The organism is Streptomyces sp. NPDC055189, assembly GCF_053606765.1.
The window spans coordinates 68,744-91,209 of sequence record NZ_JBSGSG010000019.1; the positions used below are offsets into that span (position 1 = coordinate 68,744).

Annotated in this window: 23 protein-coding genes; 11 read left to right on the forward strand and 12 right to left on the reverse strand. The window is 70.8% G+C overall.

All coding sequences use genetic code 11. The annotated features are described in order from the left end of the window. Positions 1 to 3 precede the first annotated feature (3 nt). Positions 4 to 993 carry an FAD binding domain-containing protein gene (locus tag ACWFR3_RS17050; protein WP_453735363.1) on the reverse strand — a complete coding sequence of 330 codons (990 nt, stop codon included), beginning with the start codon at positions 991 to 993 and terminating at the stop codon, positions 4 to 6. Next, entirely contained in the window at positions 990 to 1,523 is a 534-nt protein-coding gene (locus ACWFR3_RS17055) for a 2Fe-2S iron-sulfur cluster-binding protein (protein WP_453735364.1), read from the reverse strand. Before ACWFR3_RS17055 ends, ACWFR3_RS17050 begins: the two co-directional genes overlap by 4 nt. A gap of 165 nt (positions 1,524 to 1,688) precedes the next feature. Here ACWFR3_RS17055 and ACWFR3_RS17060 point away from each other — a divergent pair, with 165 nt between their 5' ends. After that, positions 1,689 to 2,033, forward strand: coding sequence for a hypothetical protein (locus ACWFR3_RS17060; RefSeq protein ID WP_453735365.1), 345 nt, complete (start codon positions 1,689 to 1,691; stop codon positions 2,031 to 2,033). A 98-nt stretch (positions 2,034 to 2,131) separates the two neighbouring features. Here ACWFR3_RS17060 and ACWFR3_RS17065 read toward each other — a convergent pair whose 3' ends face one another. Together ACWFR3_RS17065 and ACWFR3_RS17070 are read right to left on the reverse strand one after the other, a co-directional pair. Next, positions 2,132 to 3,094 (reverse strand): phosphotransferase family protein, encoded by a 963-nt coding sequence (locus ACWFR3_RS17065; RefSeq protein ID WP_453735366.1) that lies wholly within the window; start codon positions 3,092 to 3,094, stop codon positions 2,132 to 2,134. A gap of 225 nt (positions 3,095 to 3,319) precedes the next feature. After that, positions 3,320 to 4,135 (reverse strand): SAM-dependent methyltransferase, encoded by an 816-nt coding sequence (locus ACWFR3_RS17070; RefSeq protein WP_453735367.1) that lies wholly within the window; start codon positions 4,133 to 4,135, stop codon positions 3,320 to 3,322. Between the two features lie 232 nt (positions 4,136 to 4,367). Between ACWFR3_RS17070 and ACWFR3_RS17075 the strand changes: the two genes are divergently transcribed. From ACWFR3_RS17075 to ACWFR3_RS17085, 3 genes are all read left to right on the forward strand, one after another. Next, entirely contained in the window at positions 4,368 to 5,273 is a 906-nt protein-coding gene (locus ACWFR3_RS17075; RefSeq protein ID WP_453735368.1) for a glycoside hydrolase family 16 protein, read from the forward strand. A gap of 102 nt (positions 5,274 to 5,375) precedes the next feature. After that, on the forward strand, positions 5,376 to 6,341 hold the full coding sequence (locus tag ACWFR3_RS17080; protein ID WP_453735369.1) for an LLM class F420-dependent oxidoreductase: 966 nt from the start codon (positions 5,376 to 5,378) through the stop codon (positions 6,339 to 6,341). A gap of 119 nt (positions 6,342 to 6,460) precedes the next feature. Further along, positions 6,461 to 6,883 carry a hypothetical protein gene (locus ACWFR3_RS17085; protein WP_453735370.1) on the forward strand — a complete coding sequence of 141 codons (423 nt, stop codon included), beginning with the start codon at positions 6,461 to 6,463 and terminating at the stop codon, positions 6,881 to 6,883. Between the two features lie 116 nt (positions 6,884 to 6,999). Here the strand turns inward: ACWFR3_RS17085 and ACWFR3_RS17090 are convergent, their stop codons facing one another. The 4 genes from ACWFR3_RS17090 to ACWFR3_RS17105 form a co-directional block, all read right to left on the reverse strand. Then, positions 7,000 to 8,412, reverse strand: a complete 1,413-nt coding sequence (locus tag ACWFR3_RS17090) for an NADP-dependent succinic semialdehyde dehydrogenase (protein ID WP_453735371.1) — start codon at positions 8,410 to 8,412, stop codon at positions 7,000 to 7,002. A gap of 315 nt (positions 8,413 to 8,727) precedes the next feature. After that, a complete protein-coding gene (locus ACWFR3_RS17095; RefSeq protein WP_453735372.1) occupies positions 8,728 to 9,561 on the reverse strand; it encodes an aldo/keto reductase in 834 nt (277 codons plus the stop codon). A 140-nt stretch (positions 9,562 to 9,701) separates the two neighbouring features. Continuing rightward, positions 9,702 to 10,289 carry an HPP family protein gene (locus tag ACWFR3_RS17100; RefSeq protein ID WP_453735373.1) on the reverse strand — a complete coding sequence of 196 codons (588 nt, stop codon included), beginning with the start codon at positions 10,287 to 10,289 and terminating at the stop codon, positions 9,702 to 9,704. Between the two features lie 266 nt (positions 10,290 to 10,555). After that, positions 10,556 to 11,386, reverse strand: coding sequence for a class I SAM-dependent methyltransferase (locus ACWFR3_RS17105; protein WP_453735374.1), 831 nt, complete (start codon positions 11,384 to 11,386; stop codon positions 10,556 to 10,558). A 73-nt stretch (positions 11,387 to 11,459) separates the two neighbouring features. Between ACWFR3_RS17105 and ACWFR3_RS17110 the strand changes: the two genes are divergently transcribed. Next, positions 11,460 to 12,062, forward strand: a complete 603-nt coding sequence (locus ACWFR3_RS17110) for a TetR/AcrR family transcriptional regulator (RefSeq protein ID WP_453735375.1) — start codon at positions 11,460 to 11,462, stop codon at positions 12,060 to 12,062. Here ACWFR3_RS17110 and ACWFR3_RS17115 read toward each other — a convergent pair. Then, complete coding sequence (locus ACWFR3_RS17115) at positions 12,059 to 13,633, reverse strand: MFS transporter (RefSeq protein ID WP_453735376.1); 1,575 nt, start codon at positions 13,631 to 13,633, stop codon at positions 12,059 to 12,061. The genes ACWFR3_RS17110 and ACWFR3_RS17115 overlap by 4 nt on opposite strands. 116 nt (positions 13,634 to 13,749) lie before the next feature. On the opposite strand from ACWFR3_RS17115, the gene ACWFR3_RS17120 reads away from it, so the two are divergent. Next, the gene (locus ACWFR3_RS17120; protein WP_453735377.1) at positions 13,750 to 14,703 is read left to right on the forward strand and encodes a TetR/AcrR family transcriptional regulator C-terminal domain-containing protein; all 954 of its coding nucleotides are present in this window, start codon (positions 13,750 to 13,752) and stop codon (positions 14,701 to 14,703) included. 24 nt (positions 14,704 to 14,727) lie between these two features. Here the strand turns inward: ACWFR3_RS17120 and ACWFR3_RS17125 are convergent, their stop codons facing one another. The 3 genes from ACWFR3_RS17125 to ACWFR3_RS17135 form a co-directional block, all read right to left on the reverse strand. Further along, on the reverse strand, positions 14,728 to 16,059 hold the full coding sequence (locus ACWFR3_RS17125; protein ID WP_453735378.1) for an enolase C-terminal domain-like protein: 1,332 nt from the start codon (positions 16,057 to 16,059) through the stop codon (positions 14,728 to 14,730). A gap of 49 nt (positions 16,060 to 16,108) precedes the next feature. Further along, positions 16,109 to 17,446, reverse strand: coding sequence for a gluconate:H+ symporter (locus ACWFR3_RS17130; RefSeq protein ID WP_453735379.1), 1,338 nt, complete (start codon positions 17,444 to 17,446; stop codon positions 16,109 to 16,111). An 88-nt stretch (positions 17,447 to 17,534) separates the two neighbouring features. Beyond that, a complete protein-coding gene (locus tag ACWFR3_RS17135; protein ID WP_453735429.1) occupies positions 17,535 to 18,500 on the reverse strand; it encodes a 5-dehydro-4-deoxyglucarate dehydratase in 966 nt (321 codons plus the stop codon). Positions 18,501 to 18,619: 119 nt separating this feature from the next. Here ACWFR3_RS17135 and ACWFR3_RS17140 point away from each other — a divergent pair, with 119 nt between their 5' ends. The 5 genes from ACWFR3_RS17140 to ACWFR3_RS17160 all read left to right on the forward strand — a co-directional run bounded on the left by ACWFR3_RS17140 (position 18,620) and on the right by ACWFR3_RS17160 (position 22,404). Then, on the forward strand, positions 18,620 to 19,435 hold the full coding sequence (locus ACWFR3_RS17140; RefSeq protein WP_453735380.1) for an IclR family transcriptional regulator: 816 nt from the start codon (positions 18,620 to 18,622) through the stop codon (positions 19,433 to 19,435). Positions 19,436 to 19,528: 93 nt separating this feature from the next. Next, entirely contained in the window at positions 19,529 to 19,822 is a 294-nt protein-coding gene (locus ACWFR3_RS17145; protein WP_453735381.1) for an ArsR/SmtB family transcription factor, read from the forward strand. Next, on the forward strand, positions 19,819 to 20,211 hold the full coding sequence (locus ACWFR3_RS17150) for a VOC family protein (RefSeq protein ID WP_453735382.1): 393 nt from the start codon (positions 19,819 to 19,821) through the stop codon (positions 20,209 to 20,211). Before ACWFR3_RS17145 ends, ACWFR3_RS17150 begins: the two co-directional genes overlap by 4 nt. Before the next feature lie 74 nt (positions 20,212 to 20,285). Further along, positions 20,286 to 20,846, forward strand: a complete 561-nt coding sequence (locus ACWFR3_RS17155) for a DinB family protein (RefSeq protein WP_453735383.1) — start codon at positions 20,286 to 20,288, stop codon at positions 20,844 to 20,846. A gap of 256 nt (positions 20,847 to 21,102) precedes the next feature. Beyond that, positions 21,103 to 22,404, forward strand: a complete 1,302-nt coding sequence (locus tag ACWFR3_RS17160) for a PP2C family protein-serine/threonine phosphatase (protein WP_453735384.1) — start codon at positions 21,103 to 21,105, stop codon at positions 22,402 to 22,404. Positions 22,405 to 22,466: the final 62 nt, after the last annotated feature.

Genomic DNA, 22,466 nt, shown 5'->3' on the forward strand with positions numbered 1-22,466 from the left:
GGGTCAGGAGGCGGGGCCGGCGAGGCGCCGCAGGACGTCGCACGCCAGATTGCGGGCGAGACGCACCTTGAACGAGTTGTCGCGCAGCGGCTCGGCCGCGGCGAGCTCGGCGTCCATGGCCTGCAGGAACGCCTCGTCGCTCGGCGCACCGCCCTGCAGCGCACGCTCGGCGTGCCGGGCGCGCCAGGGGCGGTGGGCCAGTCCGCCGAACGCGATACGCGCCTGGCGTACGACGGAGTCCTCGACGTCCAGGACCACGGCCACCGAGGCGAGGGCGAAGGCGTACGAGGCGCGGTCGCGGGCCTTGCGGTAGGCCGATGGCAGCCCCGCGGCCGAGGGCGGCAGCAGCACACCGGTGATGAGTTCGCCGGGTTCGATCTCGGTGTCCACGTCCGGCCGGTCGCCCGGCAGACGGTGGAACTCGGTGACGGGCAGGGTGCGCTGTCCCCGCACCCCCTGCAGCTCGACCCGGGCGTCGAGCGCGGCGAGCGCGACAGCCATGTCGGAGGGGTGCGTGGCGATGCACAGCCGCGAGTGGCCGAGGATCGCGTGGTCACGGTGGACGCCGTCGCGTGCGCCGCACCCGGTGCCGGGCTCCCGCTTGTTGCACGGCTTGCTCAGGTCCTGGAAGTAGGGGCAGCGGGTGCGCTGGAGCAGGTTGCCACCGGTGGTGGCCACGTTGCGCAGCTGGCCCGATGCCCCCGCGAGCAGTGCCTGGGCCAGGACGGGGTAGCGGTCGCGCACCAGCGGGTGGGCGGCCAGGTCGCTGTTGCGCACGGTCGCGCCCGCGCGCACGGATCCGTCGGGCAGCTCTTCCACCTCGTCCAGCGGCAGTCTGCTGACGTCGATGAGCCGTCCGGGGCGCTCCACGCCCAGTTTCATCAGGTCGACGAGATTGGTGCCGCCGCCCAGGTATCGGGAGCTCGCGCGGCCGGCGTGGGCCGCGGTCGCCTCTTCGACGCTGTAGGCGCGTACATACCGGAAGGGCTTCACCGGGTCACGTCCTCGACGGCCTCGACGATGTGCGGATAGGCGCCGCAGCGGCACAGGTTGCCGCTGAGCCGCTCACGGATCTCTTCCCTGGTCAGCTCCACGGGGGCGCCGGTGTCGGCGTCCGGGTCCGTCACGTGCGAGGCGTTGCCCGCCGCGGCTTCGGCAAGGGCGCCGACCGTCGAGCAGATCTGGCCCGGGGTGCAGTAGCCGCACTGGAAGGCGTCGCGTTCCAGGAAGGCCCGCTGTACGGGATGCAGCTCCACGCCGTCGTCGGCGTGCAGCCCCTCGACGGTCGTGATCTCGCATCCCTCGTGGGCGACGGCCAGGAGCAGGCAGCTGTTCGCGCGGCGCCCGTCCACCAGCACGGTGCAGGCACCGCACTGACCGTGATCACAGCCCTTCTTGGCGCCGGTGAGTCCCATCTGTTCGCGCAGGACGTCAAGCAGCGTGGAACGGTGGTCGACGGTGGGGCGGCAGGGATTGCCGTTCACCGTCAGGGGCACTTCCGAGCGGAACACATCGGTTCCCATGGCGCTCTGCTCCCTCGTCGAAGCGTGGTCTGCGGTGTGACCGCGTAACCAGACTGAGCCAGGACACACATTCCGGCATGCCGGGCGCGTGCAGGCGGCGCATCGGCTCACCTGGGCGGGCGGTCCCGCCGGGCGCGCCGGATAGCCTTTCGACCGTGCCCGCCGATGACCGACAGTTCCCCCGTGCACTCGCCGCTGCCGTGGCGGCCCTTGACCCGCCCGGACCGGGCGCCGGCGGACCAGCCCGTGGTCTTCCTCGGGTCCGAGGGCGAGACCGGGGTGATCGCGCGCGACCTGGACGACTTCTTGTGGCTCCTGGCCGGGGGACTCGGCCCTCGGGAAGCCGCCACCTCACACACGAGTGGCCAGGTCCCGCACCCTCATGAGCAGCTGACGGCCGTCGCGGAACGCTGCGCGCCCGGCCGCCGCCGACCTGCCGCTGATGTGGCTAGGCTGGCCGCGCACGAGTTCCCCGACTTCGAGGGCACGATCACGGAGCTCTGCCGCTGAATCGGCCCCGGCGGCGGACGCACGCGGTGGACGCACACGGTGACTCACGCCGTGGACCATGAGCGCGAGGCCCCGCCCCCGCCCCCGCCCGCCTTTGCTCAGCCGAGTGCGTCCATCAGGGCGGTGACATAGGCATCCAGCCGCTCCTCCACGGCGCGCGTCGTCAGTTCGGGCCTCCCCGCCTCCCGCCATGGCTTGGCCACCCACTGCAGTTCTTCCGAGCTCGCCAGCGCGTCCCGCACCTGCCAGTACAGCCGCTCGCCCGTGGCCGCGGCCAGCACCCCGCCGGCTTCCTCGTACGCCTTGGTGAACCGCAGGCCCCACGCCGGGCCGTGCAGCAGCGCGAGAGTGGTGGAGCAGTGCGACACATCGAGATCCGCGGGGCCACGGGAGGCCCCCGCCCAGTCGACGACGCCGGTGATCCGGGTGCCGTCCGGCCCTTCGGGCGGCACGTCGAACAGCACGTTGCCGGGTTGGAAGTCCCGGTGCAGGAAGCGCCCTTCATAGGGCGGTGCGGGCTTGCGGATCACCTCGATCGCCGCGGCCCATGCTGCCGCGTCGGCCCCCTTCGGGGTCACGACGGTGTCGGCGGTGGTCAACGCCACATACTCCGGGGGCCGTTCGGCGGGGCGCAGCGCGTGGATCGTCACGAGCTGCCGGGCCAGCAGCGGAACGCGCGTCTCCAACCCCTCGTCGGCGATGACCGTCCGGCCCGCAAGATGGGTCATCAGGAGCGACGGATACTCGCAGTGCGCGGCGGTCGGATCGACCGCGATCAGGCCGGGAGCCGAAACGCCGGTCTCCGTGAGCAGGGCCAGCGCGCCGGCCTCCCGCTTCAGCGAGTCCTCGGCCTGCTCCACATAGAACGGGTCGACGAAGCTGCGCAGCACCAGTTCGCGGGTGCCTCCGCCGCGCGCGGCGATGGTCAGTCTCCGCATTTCGGCGGAGATGCCGCCGTGCAGAGCCCTGGTCCTGACGATCCGTTCACCGACATCCAGGTGCCGGTTCACCCAGGCCAGGGTCAACGGTCTGACAGCCGCCGCTTCATCACGATTGGTCACCGCGCCACCTCATCATTGCGGGGGCGGCAGGCGCGAAGTCTTTTTGCCCCCGCCGAACGTCGTCAGCATGATGACGCCTGCCGCTGTCGCGCCGAGAGCCGGGCCGTCTTTCCCGGCCCCTGCCGTCGCCTCGTCATCGGGACGGGCGGGCACGTGATCGGGATGCGGCGCCTCCTGGCGCGAATCCGCCGCCGGTCCGAGTAGCGCGTGCTTACGGCTTACGGCTTACGGCTTGCGGGCGAGGCCGCCGTGTTCGCCGATGGGTTCCGCGGTGGGGGAGTCGGGGGACGGGCGCCAGAAGGGGACCGAGACGACTCCGGGGTCCAGGAGCTCCAGGCCGTCGAAGAACGCGGCGATCTGGTCGACGGGGCGCAGGAAGTAGGGGACGGCGCCGGTTTCGTTGTAGGCGTCCTGGGCCTGTTCGTAGTCGGTGTCGGTGCCCCGTGAGCCGTCGTTGATCGAGAGGTAGCTGCCGGAGGGCAGGCCCTCCATCAGGCGGCTGACGATGGTGCGCGCCTGTTCGTAGTCGCCGATGTGGCCCAGGATGTTGCTGAGGATCAGGGCGGTGGGCCGGGTGAGGTCGAGCGTCTCGGCCGCGGCCGCCAGGATGCGGTCGGGGTCGGACAGATCGGCGTCGACGTACGCGGTCGCTCCCTCCGGGGTGGAGGTGAGCAGGGCGCGGGCGTGCGCGAGGACCATCGGGTCGTGGTCGACGTACACGATCCTGGTACGGGGATCGAGCCGCTGGGCGACCTCGTGGGTGTTGTCCACGGTCGGCAGGCCGGTGCCGATGTCCAGGAACTGGTCGATGCCCGCCTCGTTGACCAGGTAGGTGATGTTGCGGCGCAGGAAGGCGCGGCTGCTGCGGGCGATGGTGACGATGCCGGGGAAGACGGCGCTGTAGGCGTCGCCTGCCCCCTCGTCGACGGGGTAGTTGTCCTTCCCGCCCAGCCAGTAGTTCCAGATCCGGGCCGAGTGCGGCACCGAGGTGTCGATGTGCTGCTGCGCCGCGGAGTCGGGCGTCGTCGCGGGGTCGGTCATGGGTAGCGTCCGTCTTTCCACCGGGGGCGAACCGTTCAACGCACAACCTACGTCCCAACGGTACTGACGCGTAGACCAGTTCACCGTTCGGCGGGTTGGAGCGGTCGGCGGCATGTGGCGCAGGGTTCGACGGTATGGCGGGACGGGGCGTGCTCCGCGAGGATGACCCCCTTCGCGCGGGGCGTCCGGCGGGATCGGTGGGGCGCGTGCGGCCGGGAGGAAGGGCATCGCGATGGGATCACACGCGGCGGCGAGACGGCGCAGACCGTTCGTGCTCGCGGCGCTCGGCACCACACTGCTCGCCGCACTGCTCTCCATTCCGCGTGCCGGGGGAGCGCCGCAGTCGGCCGATGCCTGCGGCGACGTGGGCACCGAGCTGCCGCGCGGCGACTGCGGGCCGTTCTGGCAGGTCGTGGCCGAGGACTTCAACGGCGACCGGGTGCCGCTGGGCGCGTTCAGCGACTGCGACCATCACGCCGACACGTCCGCCGCGTACTGCGGCGGCCTCGAAGGCGACTACCGCGCCAACTGGTGGGCCTACCCGACCGGTTGGCGCGACACGGCCAACGACCGGGGCCGTGACGTCGTGGGTGTCTACCACCCGGAGGACACCGTGAGTGTCGGTCCTGCGCAGAACGGCGACGGCCGTATGCGTGTGCGGATGTGGCGGCCCGACGACGGAGGCCCGGTCCATGCCGCTGCCGTCGTACCGCGTGCCGTCATGCAGATGAAGTACGGCAAGTACAGCGCCCGCATCAAAGTGACCAAGCCGGCCCCCGGATACAAGTCGGCCTGGCTGCACTACGGCGGCGGCTGCGAGATGGACCATCCCGAGGGCAACTGGGCCGGCTCGCTCACCGCCTTCCACCATCCGTGCGGCGGCGGCGAACAGGGCACCTTCGAGGGCGCCGACGAGTGGACCGAATGGCACACGGTGTCGACCGAATGGACCCCCGGACGCGTGCGGTTCTTCGTGGACGGCCAGGAGACGGGAGAGGACACCCGCGGCGTTCCCGACCAGCCGCTGTCCTGGGTCATGCAGAACGAGAGCGCTCTTGAGGGGCCGACTGCGGCGCCCGGCAGCAGCGCGCAGCTGGAGATCACCTGGGTCGCCGCGTACGCGTACGACTGGAAGTAGGGCCGGAGGGGACTCGAATAGCCGCGTGGCGCATGGGCAGCAGCCTGCTGTGCCCGCTGCGGGGGATGTTTCAGCGGGGGCAGTTCGGCAAACCGTACCAATATGGTTCAAATCGGCTATACGATGATGACCGAGCAGGCGGGTCCCCGTGCCCTCGTCGACGATCTGGTCGCGGCGGAGCAGGCCGGGTTCGACTTCTCGGTCACCTCTGACCACTACTTCCCCTGGCTCGAGTCGCAGGGGCACGCGCCCTACGCGTGGAGCGTGCTCGGCGCGGCGGCGCAGGCGACCTCACGGATCCCGCTCATGACGTACGTGACCTGCCCGACGGTGCGCTATCACCCCGCCGTGGTGGCGCAGAAGGCCGCGACGATGCAGTTGCTCTCCGAGGGGCGCTTCAGGCTCGGCCTCGGCTCGGGCGAGAGCCTCAACGAGCACGTGGTCGGTGCGGGCTGGCCGTCGCCGCAGGTCCGCCTGGAGATGCTCGAGGAAGCGGTCGACGTCATCCGCGCGCTGTTCACCGGCGACAACGTCAACCACCAGGGCACCCACTTCGACGTGGCCAATGCTCGCCTGTGGGACGTGCCCGACGAGCTGCCCCCCATTGGAGTGGCGGTCTCCGGCGGCCGCTCCTGCGCCCTTGCCGGGCGTGTCGCCGACCTGGTCATCGCGACGGAACCCAAGGCCAAGCTGATCGAGTCCTTCGACCGGCACGGCGGCAGCGGCAAGCCGCGCGTCGGCCAGCTGCCCGTCTGCTACGACACCGACAAGGACGCGGCCGTCGCCCGCGCGCACGACCAGTTCCGCTGGTTCGCCGGCGGCTGGCCCGTCAACTCCGAGTTGCCCGGGCCTTCCGGCTTCGCGGGCGCCACGCAGTTCGTCACCCGGCAGGACGTCGCCGAGCAGATCCCGTGCGGCGACGACGTCGATGCCTTCGTCGAGGCCGTGCGCCCCTACGCCGACGCGGGCTTCACGGAGATCGCCCTCGTCCAGGTCGGCGGCGAGCACCAACGCCCCTTCATCGACTGGGCCGAGAAGAAACTGCTGCCCGCCCTGCGCGAGCTCTGAGCCCGCCGGACACCGCTGCCGGTCATCGCGGCAGGTGCCGGCCGCCCCATCAGATACCTGCCCTCACATCGGGTACCCGTGATCACACATCAGGTACCCGCAACCCTCTGGAGCACAGCGTGAACGACACACCCGACCCGGCTGCCCCCATCGCGCAGTCCGACTCCCCGGACCTGGTGCAGGTGGTACTCGGCGAATGCTCGGCGGCCGACGCGGACGCCGTCTTCGGCGTGCTGCGCACCCACTTCCCCTCCGACCGCGGCGACGAGGCCCCGCACCGCACGGAGCAGTCCCGGCCCGCGGTCTGGACCGGCGGCTTCCTCGCCTCCGCGAGCCCGGGACCCGTGCGGGGCGTACTCCTCGCAGGTTCGGTCACCGCCGACCTGCAGGGCAGCCCGGTAGCCGTGGACAGGCTGCGGGACACCCTCGATTCGGCGTTCGTCGTCTCGACCACCGGCACCGAATCAGGCGACCAGGAAGTGCAGATGCAGCTGCGCCTGACGGGTGCCGAGCACGGGGAGCCGCCGCTCCCCGGCCACTGAACGGCCGCCCGCCCCGCCGTCCGTGGTCCGCGAAACGGACCGGGCGGCGGGGCGAGCCGTCTGCTGCCGACCCTCTGCCGACCCTCTGTCGGCCCTCGGAGTCCGGCCGTCAGCCCTCAGCCCTCGGAGTCCGGGTCCGACGGGCCGTACCAGACCGTCGTGGCGTTGCAGAACTCACGGATACCGTGCCCCGCCAGCTCACGTCCGTAGCCGGAGCGCTTGACGCCGCCGAAGGGCAGGCCCGGGTGCGAGGCGGTCATGCCGTTGAAGAAGACACCGCCCGCCTGCAGATCCAGTACGCAGCGCTCGACGTCCGCGTCATCGCGCGTCCACACGTTCGAGCTCAGCCCGAACGGCGTGTCGTTGGCCAGGGCCACGGCCTCGTCCAGGTCCGCCACGCGGTAGAGCGTGGCCACCGGTCCGAACGCCTCCTCCTTGTGGATGCGCATCTGCGGGGTGACGTCGGCCAGGACGGTGGGGGAGTAGTACCAGCCCCGCTCCTGCTCCTTGGGACGCTGGCCGCCGCACAGCGCGGTGGCACCGTGGGCGAGCGCGTCGTCGACCAGTTCCTCCAGATCGGTGCGGCCCTGTTCGGTGGAGAGCGGGCCGACGTCGGTGTCCTCGCTCGCCGGGTCGCCGACGGTCAACTCCCGCATGCCCGCGACGAATCGCTCGCGGAAGGCGTCGTAGACGTCGGCGTGCACGATGAAGCGCTTGGCGGCGATGCAGGACTGCCCGTTGTTCTGCACCCGGGCGGTCACCGCGGTCGCGGCGGCACGTTCGACGTCGGCACTGGGCAGTACGAGATACGGGTCGCTGCCGCCCAGTTCCAGGACGGTCTTCTTGATCTCGTCGCCGGCGGTGGAGGCCACCGAGCGTCCTGCCGGTTCGCTGCCGGTGAGCGTCGCCGCGGCCACCCGCTCGTCGCGCAGGATGCCCTCGACGGCGCCCGAGCCGACGAGCAGCGTCTGGAAGCAGCCCTCGGGGAACCCGGCACGCTTGAAGAGGTCCTCCAGATAGAGGGCGGTCTGGGGCACGTTCGAGGCGTGCTTGAGCAGACCGACGTTGCCCGCCATGAGGGCGGGGGCCGCGAACCTGACGACCTGCCAGAGCGGGAAGTTCCACGGCATCACGGCAAGCACGACGCCGAGCGGACGGTAGCGGACGATCGCCCTGCCCGCGCCGGAGTCCTCCACGTCGGCCTGCGCGGGGTGCTCGTCCGCCAGCAGGCCCTCGGCCCGCTCGGCGTACCAGCGCATGGCCTTGACGCACTTGGCCGCCTCGGCCCTGGCCGCCTTGACGGGCTTTCCCATCTCCGCGGTCATGGTCTTGGCGATGGCAGCGTTGTCCTCCTCCAGGAGGTCGGCGGCCCGGTTCAGGAGCCGGGCCCGCTCGCTGAAGGTGCTGGTGCGGTGCCGGCCGAACGCGGTGTGGGCGGCCGCGAGGCGGCGTTCCACTTCCGCGTCGTCGAGCGGCTCGAAGGTCTTGAGCGTCTCGCCGGTGGCGGGATCGACCGTGGCGATGGGCATGCCGTTCCTCCTCGGAACGCCTGGCGCGACTTGGGAGGCTCCTTCTCGGGGCTTCCCGGGAATCCGCGCGCGGCTGGGGCTCCTGTGGTGGGTTGGGGCGTCGGGCGGCTTGTCGCCGTCCGAAGTGGTGTCTCCTGGAGGGCTCAAAGCCTGTGGCTCCGGGCGTTGCGGGCCCCGGGATTCACCCTAGAGCGACATGCTGGGGGAAGCATGCGCAGCGACGTGACGGGTGCCCGGACATGCGGAGCGCACACTTCCGATGCCGGTCGGATCCCTCGGGAAGGTCTCTCGGGACGGTCTCCCGGGCGGAGCCCTTCAGAGGATCTCCAGGGGCTCCTTGCGGACCGGCGCGGGGAAGGCGGCATCCAGCGCCTTGAGATCCTCGTCGGTCAGGCTGAGGTCGAGGGCGGCGTGGTTCTGCTCCACGTGCGCCGCGGTGGAGGCCTTGGGAATGGCGATGACGTCGTCGTGCCGCAGCACCCAGGCGAGCGCCACCTGGAGCGGGCTGCTCCCGTGCGCCGCCGCCACCGACTCCAGGGCCTGGTGGCCGAGCAGCCGCCCCTGCTCCAGCGGGGAGTAGGCCATCAGAGGCACCGCGCGTTCGCGGCACCAGGGGAACAGGTCGTACTCGGGGCCGCGGCGGGTGAGGTTGTAGAGCACCTGGTCGGTCTGCGGGACGGCGCCCTCGGGGAGTTCGGCCAGATCGTCGACATCGAGGTTGCTCACGCCCCAGGCGCCGATGCTGCCGCTGCTCACCAGACCCTCGAGAGCCTCGACGGTCTCGGCGAGCGGCACACCGCCGCGCCAGTGCAGCAGGTACAGATCGATCCGGTCGGTGCCCAGGCGGCGCAGGCTGGCGTGACAGGCCTCTACGGTGCCGCGCGCGTCGGCGTTGGACGGCAGCACCTTGCTCACCAGGAACACGTCGTCGCGGTGCCCGCGGATCGCCTCGCCGACCAGCTCTTCCGAGGCGCCGCTGCCGTACATCTCCGCCGTGTCGATCAGCGTCATGCCCAGCTCGACGCCCCTGCGGAGGGCGGCGATCTCTTCGGAGCGGCGCGAGGAATCGTCGCCCATGCGCCAGGTGCCCTGGCCCAGGGCGGGCACGCTCACACCGGAGGGGAAGGTCACTGTCCGAGCCGCTGCCATCGCGAGTCCCTTCTCGTATCTCTGTATGCGCAGGTTCTCTGTATGCGCAGGCTCTGTGTCCTGCGTTCCGCACGACAGCGCAGGTGCCCGGGTTCACCCGGCTCCATGCCCGGCCGTCAGGCCAAGAACATCACAACTGATCACCACCAGTACGCGGGATAGCGCGGCGCGCAGGGACGTGCGCACGAGGCGGCCCAGCCCGCCAGTACGACCACCAGGACGGCCCCGGCGAGCAGGGGTACGAAGGTCAGGGGCCGGGGCTGGTGCAGGACGATGACCACGGCGGTGGCACAGGCCGGTGAGTGCGGGGTGCGTGCCGCGGTCATCACGGCAAGGCCGACGCCCGCGGCCAGCGCCGCGGCCCAGGGGGCGCTGCCCAGGGCGGCGAGGACCGCGTACCCGACTCCGGCACAGAGCAGATGGCCCGCGATCACGCTGCGCGGCTGGGCCAGCGGCAGCCGGGGGACGCTGTGCACGATCGCGGCGGACGCCGCCAGCGGGGGTATGAGGACCGGCTCGTGAAGGACGGATCCGAGGGCGACCAGGGCCAGCAGAACGGCGGTGACGGCACTGATGTTGTGCAGGGCGGTGCCCGCGGGCGGCGGGGCGGGGGCCCGGCCCGCGAGGCGCGGCAGGATGCGCGGACGCGTGCGCGTCGGCGTTTCGGGCGTGAAGGGACGCGGGTGGGCAGGCGCGGACGGCGCCTCGATGATTTCGTCGGTGCTCAAGAGAAGGACGTTCCGGACTTCAGCCGGCGGGAAACCCGGCCGGCGGGGTGACAAAGGGCAGGAGTCGCCGCGGCCGCCCCTGCGGTCGGCAGGGGGCGCGGCAGCATCGGCGGCCCTGGGTCGGGGCGTCCGCATACTCACCCAAGATCTTACGAAGCCCTGTCGCGCGACCTGCGGCCAGGTCCGACGAACCACCCTGTTGACCAGGCCCGATAAGGCGAGCAGGCTTCTGATCGCCGCCATGCTGGGCGGCGGCGACGCCTGGCTCAGGAGGTGGTGGCGGCGCGTACGGCGGTCGTGGCCAGGGTGGTGTAGTGCATCGTGAAGCGTCCCCCGAGGGAGTCGATGGCGCCCCCGACGGCATCCAGTACCTCGGCCAGCTGATCCGGACGGAGTCGGGTGAGACCGCCGGTGGTGGGCAGCAGGTCCAGCCACTGGTCGCGGGTGTAGGACTGCTCCCAGTCGAAGCGCCACTGCTCGGGAGCATCGAACTGCCCGGTCTCGCGGATCTGGTCGGCGAATTTCGCGTATGCCGCCTGGTAGAGGCCGAGCGGACGTCGGGCCGGCTGTCCGCTGAGCGGGGAGTCGGGTGCCGCGCGCCGGAAGGCGGCGGCGAACGGTTCGGCCACCTCGGGCGGCGGCTCGTACGCGTGCCCGAAGATCGCAAGGCGTCCCCCGGGACGCAGGACACGTGCCGCCTTCGCGGCGCCGGCGGCCGGATCCACCCAGTGCCACGACTGGGCGGCGATGACCGCGTCGAACGTCCGGTCGGCCGGCTCCCAGGTCTCGAAGGTCGCCACCTCCACCCGCAGGCCACGGGCTCGCGCGAAGTCGGCCATCCGCGCATCGGGCTCGACGCCGAGCACGGCGCAGCCCGCGGCCTGGAACTGGCGGGCCGCGATGCCGGTGCCGCAGCCGGCGTCGAGCACATCGGGCCCGGGGCTTCCGGCGGCGATCCGCGACACCAGCGCATCGGGGTAGCCGGGCCGGGCCTGGTCGTAGCGTTCTGCGTCCGCGCCGAACGACTCGGCCATCCGCCGGGCCTCATGGGACGTCACAGGGGTCTGTTCCGGCTGCTCTCGCGGTAAGGTGGGCATGCGCCCACCTTAGTGGGCGCATGCCCACTCGACAATGGATGCCGAGCGGGCCGATGCACGAGAGGACTTGCGGATGCCGACCGGGGTGCACCTTCGCGACGCGCGGCAGCAACTGTTCGACGCCGCCGAACGCGTGCTGCTGCGGGACGGACCGAACGGCCTGACCAGCCGCGCCGTCACCGACGAGGCGGGCTGCGCCAAGGGCGTCCTGCACCGGCACTTCTCCGACTTCGACGCCTTCCTCGCCGACCTCGTACTCGACCGGGCCGCGCAACTCGAGACGCAGGCCGGTGCGCTGCGCGAGTCCGCGGGCACCGGCACCGTGGCCGACAACCTCACCGGCGCGCTGACCGCCTTGTTCGGACCGGTTCCGGTGGCGATCATCCCGCTCATCACCTTCCGGGACGAGCTGCGCGCACGGCTGCGGCAGGCCAGGGCCGGAGGCGGCATCGCGATCCTGGCCCAGGTCACGACCGCGGTTTCCGCCTATCTGGCCGAGGAGCGTGAACTGGGCCGTATCGCGGCCGACGCCGACATCGACTCGCTCACCCTCTCCCTGGTCGGTGGCGGGCATCTGCTGTTCGCGGACCGCGACCCCGGCCCGCCGACCACGGCAGTCGTCAGCAAGCTCGTGACGGCGGTCATCGCCGACGCCGTGCAACGACGTCCGGTCTAGAGGCCTCTGACTGCCGGTTGTGCGGGGGCAGGTCCGGGAAGTGGCGGCGCGGCCGGGGGCGTGGTGCTTCCTGCTCCTCGGAGCCGGACGACGGAGAAGAGGCCCGCCGCGGCCATCACGATCGCCGCGCCCAGCGCGGCGAAGCCCATCCCGTGGGTGAAGGCCTCCCGCGCGGCCGTCAGCACGGTGTCCGCCGTACGGGAGGGGAGTTGCGCGGCCACTGTTGTCGCGCCGCCCAGCGTTTCGCGTACCGCGTCGGCGTGCGGAACGCCTGCCGGGAGGGCGTCGGCCATGTCGCGGCTGTAGACCGCCGCGCCGATCGAGCCGAGGATCGCCATGCCGAGTGCCCCGCCCAGCTCCTGGCCCGACTCCAGGACGGCCGCGGCCGAGCCCGCGCGCTCCGGCGGCGCGGCTCCGATGGCCAGTTCGTTCGCGAGCGTCATGGCGGCGATCAGACCGCCCGCATAGACCGCACCGGCGGTCAGCGTGGTCCACAGGGCCGAGTCGGTGTGCACCTGGGTCAGCCAGAGGAAGCCGAGGGCGGAGAGGAGGAATCCCCCGCCCATGACATACGCCCGGTCGATGCGCTGGGCGAGCACCGCTGAGGCCGGTGCCATGACGATCAGGCTCGCTCCCGGCACCAGACTCCACAGGGCGGCCTCGAACGGGCTCTTGCCGAGGACGGACTGCAGGTACTGGGTGAGGAAGACCGCCATGCCCACGGTGGCGAACATGGCGAGCATATTGGCGAACAGGGGGCCACCGAAGGTGCGTTGGCGCAGCAGGCCGAGGTCGGTCATCGGGTGCGCCGAGCGCTTCTGGCGGCGTACGAAGGCGTAGCCGAGCACCAGTCCCGAGGTGATGCCGAGTGCGGGCAGTGGTTCGTAACCGTGCTGGGCCAGTTCCTTGATTCCGTAGATGACCGGGAGCAGGGCGGCGAGGGAGAGTGCCGCGCTCAGCAGGTCGAAGCGGCCCTGCTGGGGTGCCTTGAAGTCCGGGACCAGGAAAGGGACCAGGGCGAGCAGCAGCACCATCGCGGGCAGATTGATCAGGAAGACCGAACCCCACCAGAAGTGTTCCAGGAGCAGACCGCTGACCACCGGGCCGAGGGAGATCCCCGCGGTCATCACGGTCGTCCACACGGTCACGGCCTTGGCGCGCTGCTTCGCGTCGAGGAAGAGGTTGCGGATCAGGGCGAGCGTCGAGGGCATCAGGGCTGCGCCGCCGAGTCCCAGCAACGCCCGTACGGCGATGAGCAGTTCGGCCGAGTGCGCGTACGCGGCGGCGACCGAGGCCGCGCCGAAGACCGTGGCACCCGCGAGCACCATCGTGCGCCGGCCGATCCGGTCGCCGAGTGCGCCCATGGTGATGAGCAGGCCGGCCAGGACGAAGCCGTACATGTCGAGGATCCACAGCTGCTGCGTGGCGCTCGGTGCAAGGTCCTGGCTGATGTAGGGGATGGCGAAGTAGAGGACCGAGACGTCCATCGAGACGAGCATCAGGGGCAACATCAGGACGCAGAGGGCGGACCATTCCTTGCGGCCCGCGCGGGGGCCGGGTGTGTTCTCCATGCCCGGTACGGAACCGGGTTCGGAGCGTACGCCGCAAACACAGAGCTAGTGCACCCTCCCATGTGTGCGCTGTGAACTGCAGATTCAGGGGAACAGTGCACTAGTACACTGGGTCCATGGCTGCAGATCCGCCCTACCTCCGTATCGCGGGGGACATCCGCCGCCGGATCGACTCCGGCGATCTCGCCCCCGGCGACGCGGTGCCCTCGACCAGGCGCATCACGCAGGAGTGGGGCGTCGCGATGGCGACCGCGACCAAGGCGCTGGCCGCGCTGAACCAGGAGGGTCTTGTGCGTGCCGTGCCCGGTGTCGGCACGGTGGTCGCGGAGCCGGGCCGGGAGCGGCGGGTGGCTCCCGGCCAGGGCCTGACCCGCGAGCGCATCATCCGCACCGCGATCGCGTTCGCGGACGAGGAGGGCCTTGCGGCACTGTCCATGCGGCGCCTGGCGGCCGAATTCGGCACGTCGACCATGGCCCTGTACCGACATGTGCCGAGCAAGGGCGAACTCGTACGGCTGATGTCGGAGGTGGTGTTCAGCGAGGAGCCGCCGGGGCCCCGGCAGCGCGGCTGGCGCGGTCAACTGGCCCATGAGGCACGCTGGTTGTGGCGTCTGTACGAGCGTCATCCCTGGCTGGGGCGGGCCATGGCCGGATTGACCCGGCCGATGGCCTCGCCCCATGCGATGCGGTACACGGAGCGGGTGCTTGCCGCCCTGAACGGCCTGGGGCTCACGCCGTACCAGATGATCCATGTCCACCTCGCGGTCCTCGGCTATGCCCAGGGCGTCGCCCTGGCCATCGAGCTGGAGTCCAGGGCGCGGCAGGACACCGGCATGACGCCCGAGGAGTGGATGGCGTCCAACGAGCCGCGCATGGACGCCATCCAGACCGCCGGGGCGTATCCCGTCCTGTCCACGCTCTTCGGCGACGAGGACTTCGACCTCGAACTCGGCACGCTCTTCGAGTTCGGCCTCGAACGGTTCCTGGACGGTGTCGAGACCCTCATCGAGAGCCCGCGGAAAGCTCCCCGGCCGTCCGCGGCCGGAAGCACTCCGGCAGCAGATCGCTGACCCGCCGCGGACTCTCGCGTGGCGTCAACGGACCAGGCAGGGGCGCTTGTTGTCGAACTGCCAGTCGGGGATCAGGTAGCGCATGCCGGTGGCGTCGTCGCGTGCGCCCAGGGCCTTCTCCTTGTAGAGCTCGTGCGCCGCGAGGAGGCGGTCCGTGTCGAGTTCGATGCCCAGGCCGGGGGCATCGGGCACGGCGATCTCGCCGTCGACGATGCGCGGCGGGGCAGTGGTGAGGCGCTCCAGGCCCTCCTGCCAGATCCAGTGCGTGTCCAGGGCGTTGTAGTCGCCCGGGGCCGCGGCTCCGCAGTGGGTGACCATGGCCAGGGAGATGTCGAAGTGGTTGTTGGAGTGACACCCCCAGGTGAGCCCCATCGCGTTGCACAGCTGCGCCACACGTACGGAACCCTGCATGGTCCAGAAGTGCGGGTCCGCGAGGGGGATGGAGACCGACTGCAGGGCCAGGGCGTGGGTCATCTGCCGCCAGTCGGTGGCGACCATGTTGGTGGCGGTCGGCAGTCCCGTGGCCCGGCGGAACTCGGCAAGGACCTCGCGGCCCGAGTAGCCGTCCTCTGCGCCGCAGGGGTCCTCGGCGTAGGCCAGGACGTCGGTCAGCGGCGTGCACAGTTCGATCGCCTCGCGCAGGGACCAGGCGCCGTTGGGGTCGAGGGTGATGCGGGCCTGCGGGAAGCGGTCCTTCAGTGCTCGTACGGCCGCTACTTCTTCCGCGCCCCGAAGGACGCCGCCCTTGAGCTTGAAGTCCCGGAATCCGTAGCGGTCGTAGGCGGCTTCGGCCTGGCGGACGATCGCTTCGGGCGACAGGGCCTGCTCGTGCCGGATGCGATGCCAGTCGACGGGCGATTCGGGCTCGCGGACGTAGTCGAGATCGGTGCGGTCGGGGTCGCCGACGTAGAAGAGGTAGCCGAGGACGCGCACGGAGTCGCGCTGCTGTCCGTCGCCCAGGAGCGCCGCGACGGGTATCTCCAGGTGCTGGCCCAGCAGGTCGAGCAGCGCAGATTCGACGGCGGTGACGGCGTGTACCGCGGTGCGCAGGTCGAAGGTCTGGGCGCCGCGTCCGCCGGAGTCACGGTCGGCGAAACGGTCGCCGATCTCGCGCAGGACGCGCTTGTAGTCACCGACGCGGGCCCCGACGACGAGGGACTCGGCGTCGCGCAGGGTCTGGGTGATCTTTTCGCCGCCCGGTACCTCGCCCAGGCCCGTGCGGCCCTCGGAGTCCTTCAGGACCACGATGTTGCGGGTGAAGTAGGGGCCGTGGGCGCCGGAGAGGTTCAGCTCCATGCAGTCCCGGCCCGCGACCGGGTAGACGCTGAAAGCGGTGACGGTCGGCTGCCTGTTCATGATCAAGAAATACCTCGGGGTGTGGGATGCGGGCAGGGGAGACGGCGGGTCAGAGGCTGAGGACGTCCAGGGCCCACTCGACCGCCAGGACGCCGCCGAGGCCGAGGATCGCGAGCACCGTCGTATAGGTGGTGCGGACCTTGATCGCCTCGATGACGGAGAGGTTGAAGTACTCCTTGAACAGCCAGAATCCGGGGTCGTTGACGTGCGAGAAGGCGATCGATCCGCAGGAGACGGCGAGGACGAGCATCTCGGGGTGGACGCCGCTGCCCGCCAGGAGCGGCAGCACGACGCCGGAGGCGGTGACGACGGCGACGGTGGCGGAGCCGAGGGCGATGCGCAGGATCACCGCGATGAGCCACGCGAGGATGAGCGGCGAGATGGCCCAGCCGTGGGTGGTGTCCTTGATGTGGTCGGAGATGCCTCCTTCGACCAGGACGTTCTTGAAGGCGCCGCCCGCGCCGATCACAAGCAGGATCATGGCCATGGCCTGCGCCGCCGACGTACAGGAAGCGCTGACGTCGGCCAGGCTGCGTCCGATGCGCGGGCCGAACGCCCAGATTGCCAGCAGGAGGGTCAGGAGCAGCGCGATCGGTGCCGAGCCGATGAAGGTGACGAAGTGGAGGAAGGGGCTCTCGCCGGAGGCGGCCATCTCGGTCACCGATGCACCGGCGATCAGTACGACGGGGAAGAGCGCCACGGCCAGTGCCCAGCCCAGGCCCGGCATCTCCTCGTCGGTGAACTCGCGCTCGCTGACCAGGCCCTTGGGGATGGAGGGGTTCATCGCCCTGATGAACGGAAGCCGCGGCCACACGAGGGCGATCAGCGCGCCGGCGGGTATCGCTATGAACAGGCCGTAGACCAGGGTCAGTCCGACGGAGGCGTCGAAGGTCGCGGCCACGGCGGTGGGGCCGGGGTGCGGCGGCAGGAAGCTGTGCATCGTGGAGAGCGTGATGGACATCGGCAGGCCGATCCACAGCAGCTTCGCCCCCGTGACGCGTACCAGCGTGAACGCGATGGGCACGATGATGATGAAGGCGACCTCGTAGAACATGGTGACGCCGATGAGCATCGACGTGACCACCATGGCCACTTGGACCCACCGCGGCCCGAAGGCGTCGAGCATCTTGTTCGCGATGCGCTGTGCGGCGCCGGAGTCCCCCATGACGCGGCCGACCATGGCGCCGAGCCCGATGACCAGCATCGTGTCGCCGATCTGGCCGCCGATGCCCTCCGAGAGGACGTCCGGGATGGTGGCCACCGGTATCCCCTGGACGAGTGCGACGCCGACCGCGACGAACAGGAGGGCGGCGAAACCGTTCAGTTTCAACCGGGTCATGAGGAACAGCAGGATCAGGACGCTGACCCCGACTACGACGAGCGGCATTTCAGTTCCCCTTTGAACTGTGGATCAAGTCGCGTGCAGACGGCGGTGTGGGGAGGGGCGGGGTGTCGGGACAGGAAGGTGCGGGGGATCAGGCCCCGGGCCGCCGTGCGGCCGAGACCAGTTCAAGACCTGCGTCGAGGACCTTCTCCAGGTCGGCGACGTCGTCCGGGCCGGGATCGGTGAGCGGCGCGCGTACCGGGCCGACCGGCAGGCCGCGCAGCCGGGCGGCGGCCTTGACCAGCGAGACGGCGTATCCCGGTGCCCGGTCGCGCAGTTCGACCAGCGGGATGTAGAACTCCCGGAGCAGCCGGTCCACCGCGGTGTCGTCCTGCTCCCGCAGCGCGCCGAAGAAGGCGTCGGCGATCTCGGGGGCGAAGGCGTGCACGGCGGAGGAGTAGGCCGGGACGCCGACGGTGGCGTAGGCGCGGGCCTGGATCTCCGCGGTGGCGGCGCCGTTGAAGAAGAGGAAACCGTCGGGGGCGGCGAGGGTGAGGCGCTGGAGCCGGTCGAGGTCGCTGTGCCCGTCCTTGAGGCCGATGAGGGTGGGGATCCCGGCGATCCTGCGCAGGGCCGCGGCGTCGAAGGTGACCTGACCGCGCTGGTAGGCGATGAGGGGCAGCCCGGTCCCCGCCGAGATGCGGCGCAGCTGTTCCACCAGGCCGTCCTGTGAGGCCTCGACCAGGTAGTGGGGCAGCACGAGGAGGGCGTCGGCGCCCTCCTCCTCCGCGATCCGGGCGAACCGCAGCGACTGGGCCCAGCCGTATCCGGTGCCCGCCACCACCGGCATACGGCCGTCGGCGACCTCGACGGTGACCTTGACGACCGCGCGGTACTCCTCCTCGTCGAGCGAGAAGAACTCGCCGGTTCCGCATGCGGGGAACACCGCGCCGGGTCGCGTGTCCAACTGGGCGGTCAGATAGGAGCGGTAGGACTCCAGGTCCAGGCTGCCGTCGCTGCCCATGCTGGTGAGGGGGAAGGACAGCACGCCGCGCGCCATGCCTTCCCGCAGCCGCCGGACCACGTCCCGGTGCGTCGCACTGAGCTTGCTGTTCATGCTGAGCGTGTTCACGAATCTCATCTCTATATGCAGATGGCGTCCACGTATGAGAATGGAGGCTAGAGTCATGAACGATCGGGGTCAATGGCCGGACACCGCGGATCTACGATGTCCGCATGGCGGAAAGCAGAGCGGGCCGCGGGGCCGGTCCGGGCCCGGGTGTCCGCGGGGTGAAGTCGGCGCTGCGCACCGTGGCGGTGCTCGAACTGCTCGCCGAGCGCGCCGACCGGCCGGCCCGCCTCGATGAACTCGCCGAAGAGCTGGGCGTACCGCGCAGCAGCATGTACCAACTGCTGCAGACGCTGGTCGACTGCGGCTGGGTGCGCACGGACACCACCGGATCCCTCTACGGCATCGGGATCCGCACGCTGCTCACCGGCACGAGCTACCTCGACAGCGACGAGCGGGTGCGCGCCATCCGCCCCTACCTCGACGAGGCCTCGGAAGCCCTGGGCGAGACGATCCACCTGGCGCGGCTCGACGGCCCGCACGTCGTGTACCTCGCGACCCGCGAGTCCCACGAGTACCTGCGCACCATCAGCCGGGTCGGCCGCCGCGTCCCCGCGCATGCCGGAGCCCTCGGCAAGGCGCTGCTCGCCGAGCGCCCCGACGCCGAACTCCCGCTCCCCGAGGGTCCGTTGACCGCCTTCACGGAGAGTACGCACACCGACCGTGCCGCCCTGCTCGCCGACCTCGGACGGGTGCGTGAGCGCGGCTATGCCATCGACCGCGAGGAGACGGTGACCGGCATCGCGGGCTTCGGCTTCGCCCTGCGCTACGGCGTGCCGGCCGTCGACGCCATCAGCTGCTCGGTGCCCGTGGCCCGGCTCACCGACGAACACCAGAGCCGCGTCGTGTCCGTGATGCGGGAGATCCAGACAAAGATCGAGAGCCTTCTGTCGCTCGTCTCGGGCGCTCCCGACTGGCGCTGACGGCCGGGCGCGGGGCGGGCCCGCGCCGAGGCGTCGCGGTGGTGGAGCATCCCCGCTTGATAGGTAAGCCGCGACTTGCCTATGGTGGGAGGCATGGCGGAAGATGTTTTCAAGGCGCTGGCCGACCCCACCCGTCGGCACATCCTTGACGAGCTGGTGGAACGGGACGGCCAGACCCTGTTCGAGATATGCGCCAGGCTGATGAACAAGCACGGCCTCGGACTGTCCCGCCAGGCGATCAGCCAGCACCTGGCCGTGCTGGAATCCGCCGGCCTGGTCCATTCGCGGCGCGAGGGCCGCTACAAGTTCCACGACCTGAACACCGAACCTCTTGAGCTCATCGCGACCCGATGGCTCAGGCCCCAAGCACCGGAGAACACCCCATGAAGATCCACCTGACCAGCGTCTTCGTCGACGACCAGGAGAAGGCCGCCCGGTTCTACACCGATGTACTCGGCTTCGTGAAGAAGCACGACATCTCGATGGGCGAGGGCGAGGACCGGTGGCTGACCGTCGTCTCCCCGGAAGACCCCGACGGCCCCGAACTGCTCCTTGAGCCCTCCGGCCACCCCGCCGTGCAGCCGTACAAGACGGCGCTCGTCGAGGACGGCATCCCGGCCACCGCCTTCGCCGTGAACGACGTGGAGGCCGAGTTCAAGCGACTGCGCGAGCTCGGGGTGTTCTTCACCCAGGAGCCGCTGGAGATGGGCCCGGTCACCACCGCGGTCCTGGACGACACCTGCGGCAACCTGATCCAGATCGAGCACACCAAGTGAGCGGGTACGACGAGTAGGGGTCCGGCGCGAAAAGTGGGTAGCGCGCAAGGTCGCCACCGGCGACCATGGCGCCCATGAGCGACCAACCTGATCGATGGAGCCGGGCCACCACCTACCCCGACATGTGGGCCGACCCGGACGACGACCCCCGCAACAGCGACGGCGTCAGTCCGGACGGCGAACTGGCGACGCTGCAGGACTTCCTGACCAACTACCGCCTGACCCTGCGCATGAAGTGCGAGGGCCTGGACGCGGAGCAACTGGCCCGCCGCTCGGTACCGCCGTCGACGATGTCGCTGCTCGGCCTGCTCCGGCACCTCGCCGAGGTGGAGCGCGACTGGCGCAACTGGATCGGCGACGGCGACCCGCTGCCCAAGCTGTACGGCAAGCGCGACGCGGACTTCGACGGAGCCGTCGGCGAGCAGGCCGTGGTCGATGCCGCCTACGCCGATCTGGCGCGCGAGCAGGCCGCGACGGATGCCGCGCTGGCCGACCACCCCGACCTGGGGGAACGTCTGGGCAAGGACGGGTTCGCCGTACGGGAGCTGCTGGTGCACCGCATCGAGGAGTACGCCCGGCACTGCGGGCAGGCCGACCTGTTGCGCGAGTGCATCGACGGCCGCGTGGGCCAGTAGCGAAAGCGGGGGGTGATTGCTTCCGCCGCCGGAGGGGCATGCAGTATTGAGGTGGACGCCCCTGCGGCTCGAACCCCGCGATAGGTTCGCTACCGAGCGATGTGCGCATTGTGCGAAGATCCGGAGACCGTCACACGGCGCTGCGGGCAGACTCGCCGTAGCGGCCGTCTTTCGGCAACGGCCGAACGGCCAGGCGGACTTACCGGGTGGGGAAGGCGGGAGCAGAACGGTGGCGTCACAGCCATGGACTTCCGGCATGCGTTCAGCCGCCGACAGCGACACCGCCGCGGCCCGGCAGCTGTCGCAGCCGTCGGTGCTGCTGGTCGAGGACGACCCCGGCGACGCGCTCCTGGTCGAGGAGCTTGTCGCCGACAGTGCGTTGAAGATGCGTCTGCAGTGGGTGCGGTCCATGTCCGAGGCGCGTGAGGCACTGGCCCGCGAAATGCCGGACTGCGTGCTGCTCGACCTGCATCTGCCCGACGCGCACGGGCTGGAAGCCGTCTCCATGGTCCGCTCCCTGGCCGACCGGGTCGCGGTCGTCGTGCTCACCGGCCTGGCCGAGGAGGAGACCGGCCTGGCCGCCGTGACAGCGGGGGCCCAGGACTACCTCGTCAAGGGCCGCGTCGAACCGGAGCTGTTCGGCCGGGCCGTGCGCTACGCGATCCAGCGCAAGCAGGCCGAGCAGGCGGCCGTCGCCCTGCAGGCCAGCCGCTTGCAGGCACAGGAGAACGCCCGCCTGGAGCGGGGACTGCTGCCCCGGCCGCTGCTCAGCGACGCGGGCGTGGACGTCGTGGCCCGCTACCGGCCCGGCCGCGCCCAGGCCCTGTTGGGCGGCGACTTCTACGACATCGTCCAGAGCGCGGACGGCACCGTGCACGCGCTGATAGGCGACGTATCGGGCCATGGTCCCGACGAGGCGGCCCTGGGCGTGGCCCTGCGCATCGCCTGGCGCACACTGGTGCTCAGCGGCGTCACCGGCCCCGAACAGGTGGGCAGGCTCGAGGAGATCATGCTCGCCGAGCGGGTCAAGCCCTACGTCTTCGCCACCCTGACAAGTCTCTCGGTCCCGGCGGGGGCACGGCATGCGCGGCTGACGCGCGCCGGCCATCCCGGGATCCTGCTGCGCACCGCGAGCGGCGGTGTCGAATGGGTGGAGGTTGCCGGCGGGCCGGCCCTGGGCGTCGCGCCGGGCGGGCGGCTCTGGCCGGTCGAGGAGGTGCCCCTCCAGGCGGGCTCGGCACTGGTGCTCTTCACCGACGGCCTCTTCGAAGGGCATGTCGGCAACGGCCGCGAGCGTCTCGGTGAACAGGGACTGCTGGCCCTGGCCCGCGAGATGGGCGCCCTGAGGCCGGCGGCATTCGTCGACACGCTGATCCAGCGGGCCGAGGATCTCGCCGAGGAGCAGGGCGGCCTGGCCGACGACGTGGCCGTGGTGCACCTGCACTGGCGGGGAGACGAAGGAAGAGACGGGGACCAAGCAGTGACAGAGGGCGAATCGGCCAGTGCCGCGGCCGGAGGCCGCCACCGGAGCAGCATCGGAGAGCAACGCCGTGGTTGAGACGCCGAGCAGTGTGCCGAGCAGTGCGAGGATCGGCGGCCGGCTGACGGTGCAGGGCTGGA

What these genes read in the sequence shown, in the direction of transcription:
- ACWFR3_RS17055 (WP_453735364.1), bottom strand. Translation starts at nt 1,523, where the DNA reads ATGGGAACCGATGTGTTCCGCTCGGAAGTGCCCCTGACGGTGAACGGC.
- ACWFR3_RS17060 (WP_453735365.1), top strand. Translation starts at nt 1,689, where the DNA reads ATGACCGACAGTTCCCCCGTGCACTCGCCGCTGCCGTGGCGGCCCTTG.
- ACWFR3_RS17070 (WP_453735367.1), bottom strand. Translation starts at nt 4,135, where the DNA reads ATGACCGACCCCGCGACGACGCCCGACTCCGCGGCGCAGCAGCACATC.
- ACWFR3_RS17075 (WP_453735368.1), top strand. Translation starts at nt 4,368, where the DNA reads ATGGGATCACACGCGGCGGCGAGACGGCGCAGACCGTTCGTGCTCGCG.
- ACWFR3_RS17080 (WP_453735369.1), top strand. Translation starts at nt 5,376, where the DNA reads ATGGTTCAAATCGGCTATACGATGATGACCGAGCAGGCGGGTCCCCGT.
- ACWFR3_RS17090 (WP_453735371.1), bottom strand. Translation starts at nt 8,412, where the DNA reads ATGCCCATCGCCACGGTCGATCCCGCCACCGGCGAGACGCTCAAGACC.
- ACWFR3_RS17095 (WP_453735372.1), bottom strand. Translation starts at nt 9,561, where the DNA reads ATGGCAGCGGCTCGGACAGTGACCTTCCCCTCCGGTGTGAGCGTGCCC.
- ACWFR3_RS17105 (WP_453735374.1), bottom strand. Translation starts at nt 11,386, where the DNA reads ATGCCCACCTTACCGCGAGAGCAGCCGGAACAGACCCCTGTGACGTCC.
- ACWFR3_RS17110 (WP_453735375.1), top strand. Translation starts at nt 11,460, where the DNA reads ATGCCGACCGGGGTGCACCTTCGCGACGCGCGGCAGCAACTGTTCGAC.
- ACWFR3_RS17115 (WP_453735376.1), bottom strand. Translation starts at nt 13,633, where the DNA reads ATGGAGAACACACCCGGCCCCCGCGCGGGCCGCAAGGAATGGTCCGCC.
- ACWFR3_RS17120 (WP_453735377.1), top strand. Translation starts at nt 13,750, where the DNA reads ATGGCTGCAGATCCGCCCTACCTCCGTATCGCGGGGGACATCCGCCGC.
- ACWFR3_RS17125 (WP_453735378.1), bottom strand. Translation starts at nt 16,059, where the DNA reads ATGAACAGGCAGCCGACCGTCACCGCTTTCAGCGTCTACCCGGTCGCG.
- ACWFR3_RS17130 (WP_453735379.1), bottom strand. Translation starts at nt 17,446, where the DNA reads ATGCCGCTCGTCGTAGTCGGGGTCAGCGTCCTGATCCTGCTGTTCCTC.
- ACWFR3_RS17135 (WP_453735429.1), bottom strand. Translation starts at nt 18,500, where the DNA reads ATGAACAGCAAGCTCAGTGCGACGCACCGGGACGTGGTCCGGCGGCTG.
- ACWFR3_RS17140 (WP_453735380.1), top strand. Translation starts at nt 18,620, where the DNA reads ATGGCGGAAAGCAGAGCGGGCCGCGGGGCCGGTCCGGGCCCGGGTGTC.
- ACWFR3_RS17145 (WP_453735381.1), top strand. Translation starts at nt 19,529, where the DNA reads ATGGCGGAAGATGTTTTCAAGGCGCTGGCCGACCCCACCCGTCGGCAC.
- ACWFR3_RS17150 (WP_453735382.1), top strand. Translation starts at nt 19,819, where the DNA reads ATGAAGATCCACCTGACCAGCGTCTTCGTCGACGACCAGGAGAAGGCC.
- ACWFR3_RS17155 (WP_453735383.1), top strand. Translation starts at nt 20,286, where the DNA reads ATGAGCGACCAACCTGATCGATGGAGCCGGGCCACCACCTACCCCGAC.
- ACWFR3_RS17160 (WP_453735384.1), top strand. Translation starts at nt 21,103, where the DNA reads ATGCGTTCAGCCGCCGACAGCGACACCGCCGCGGCCCGGCAGCTGTCG.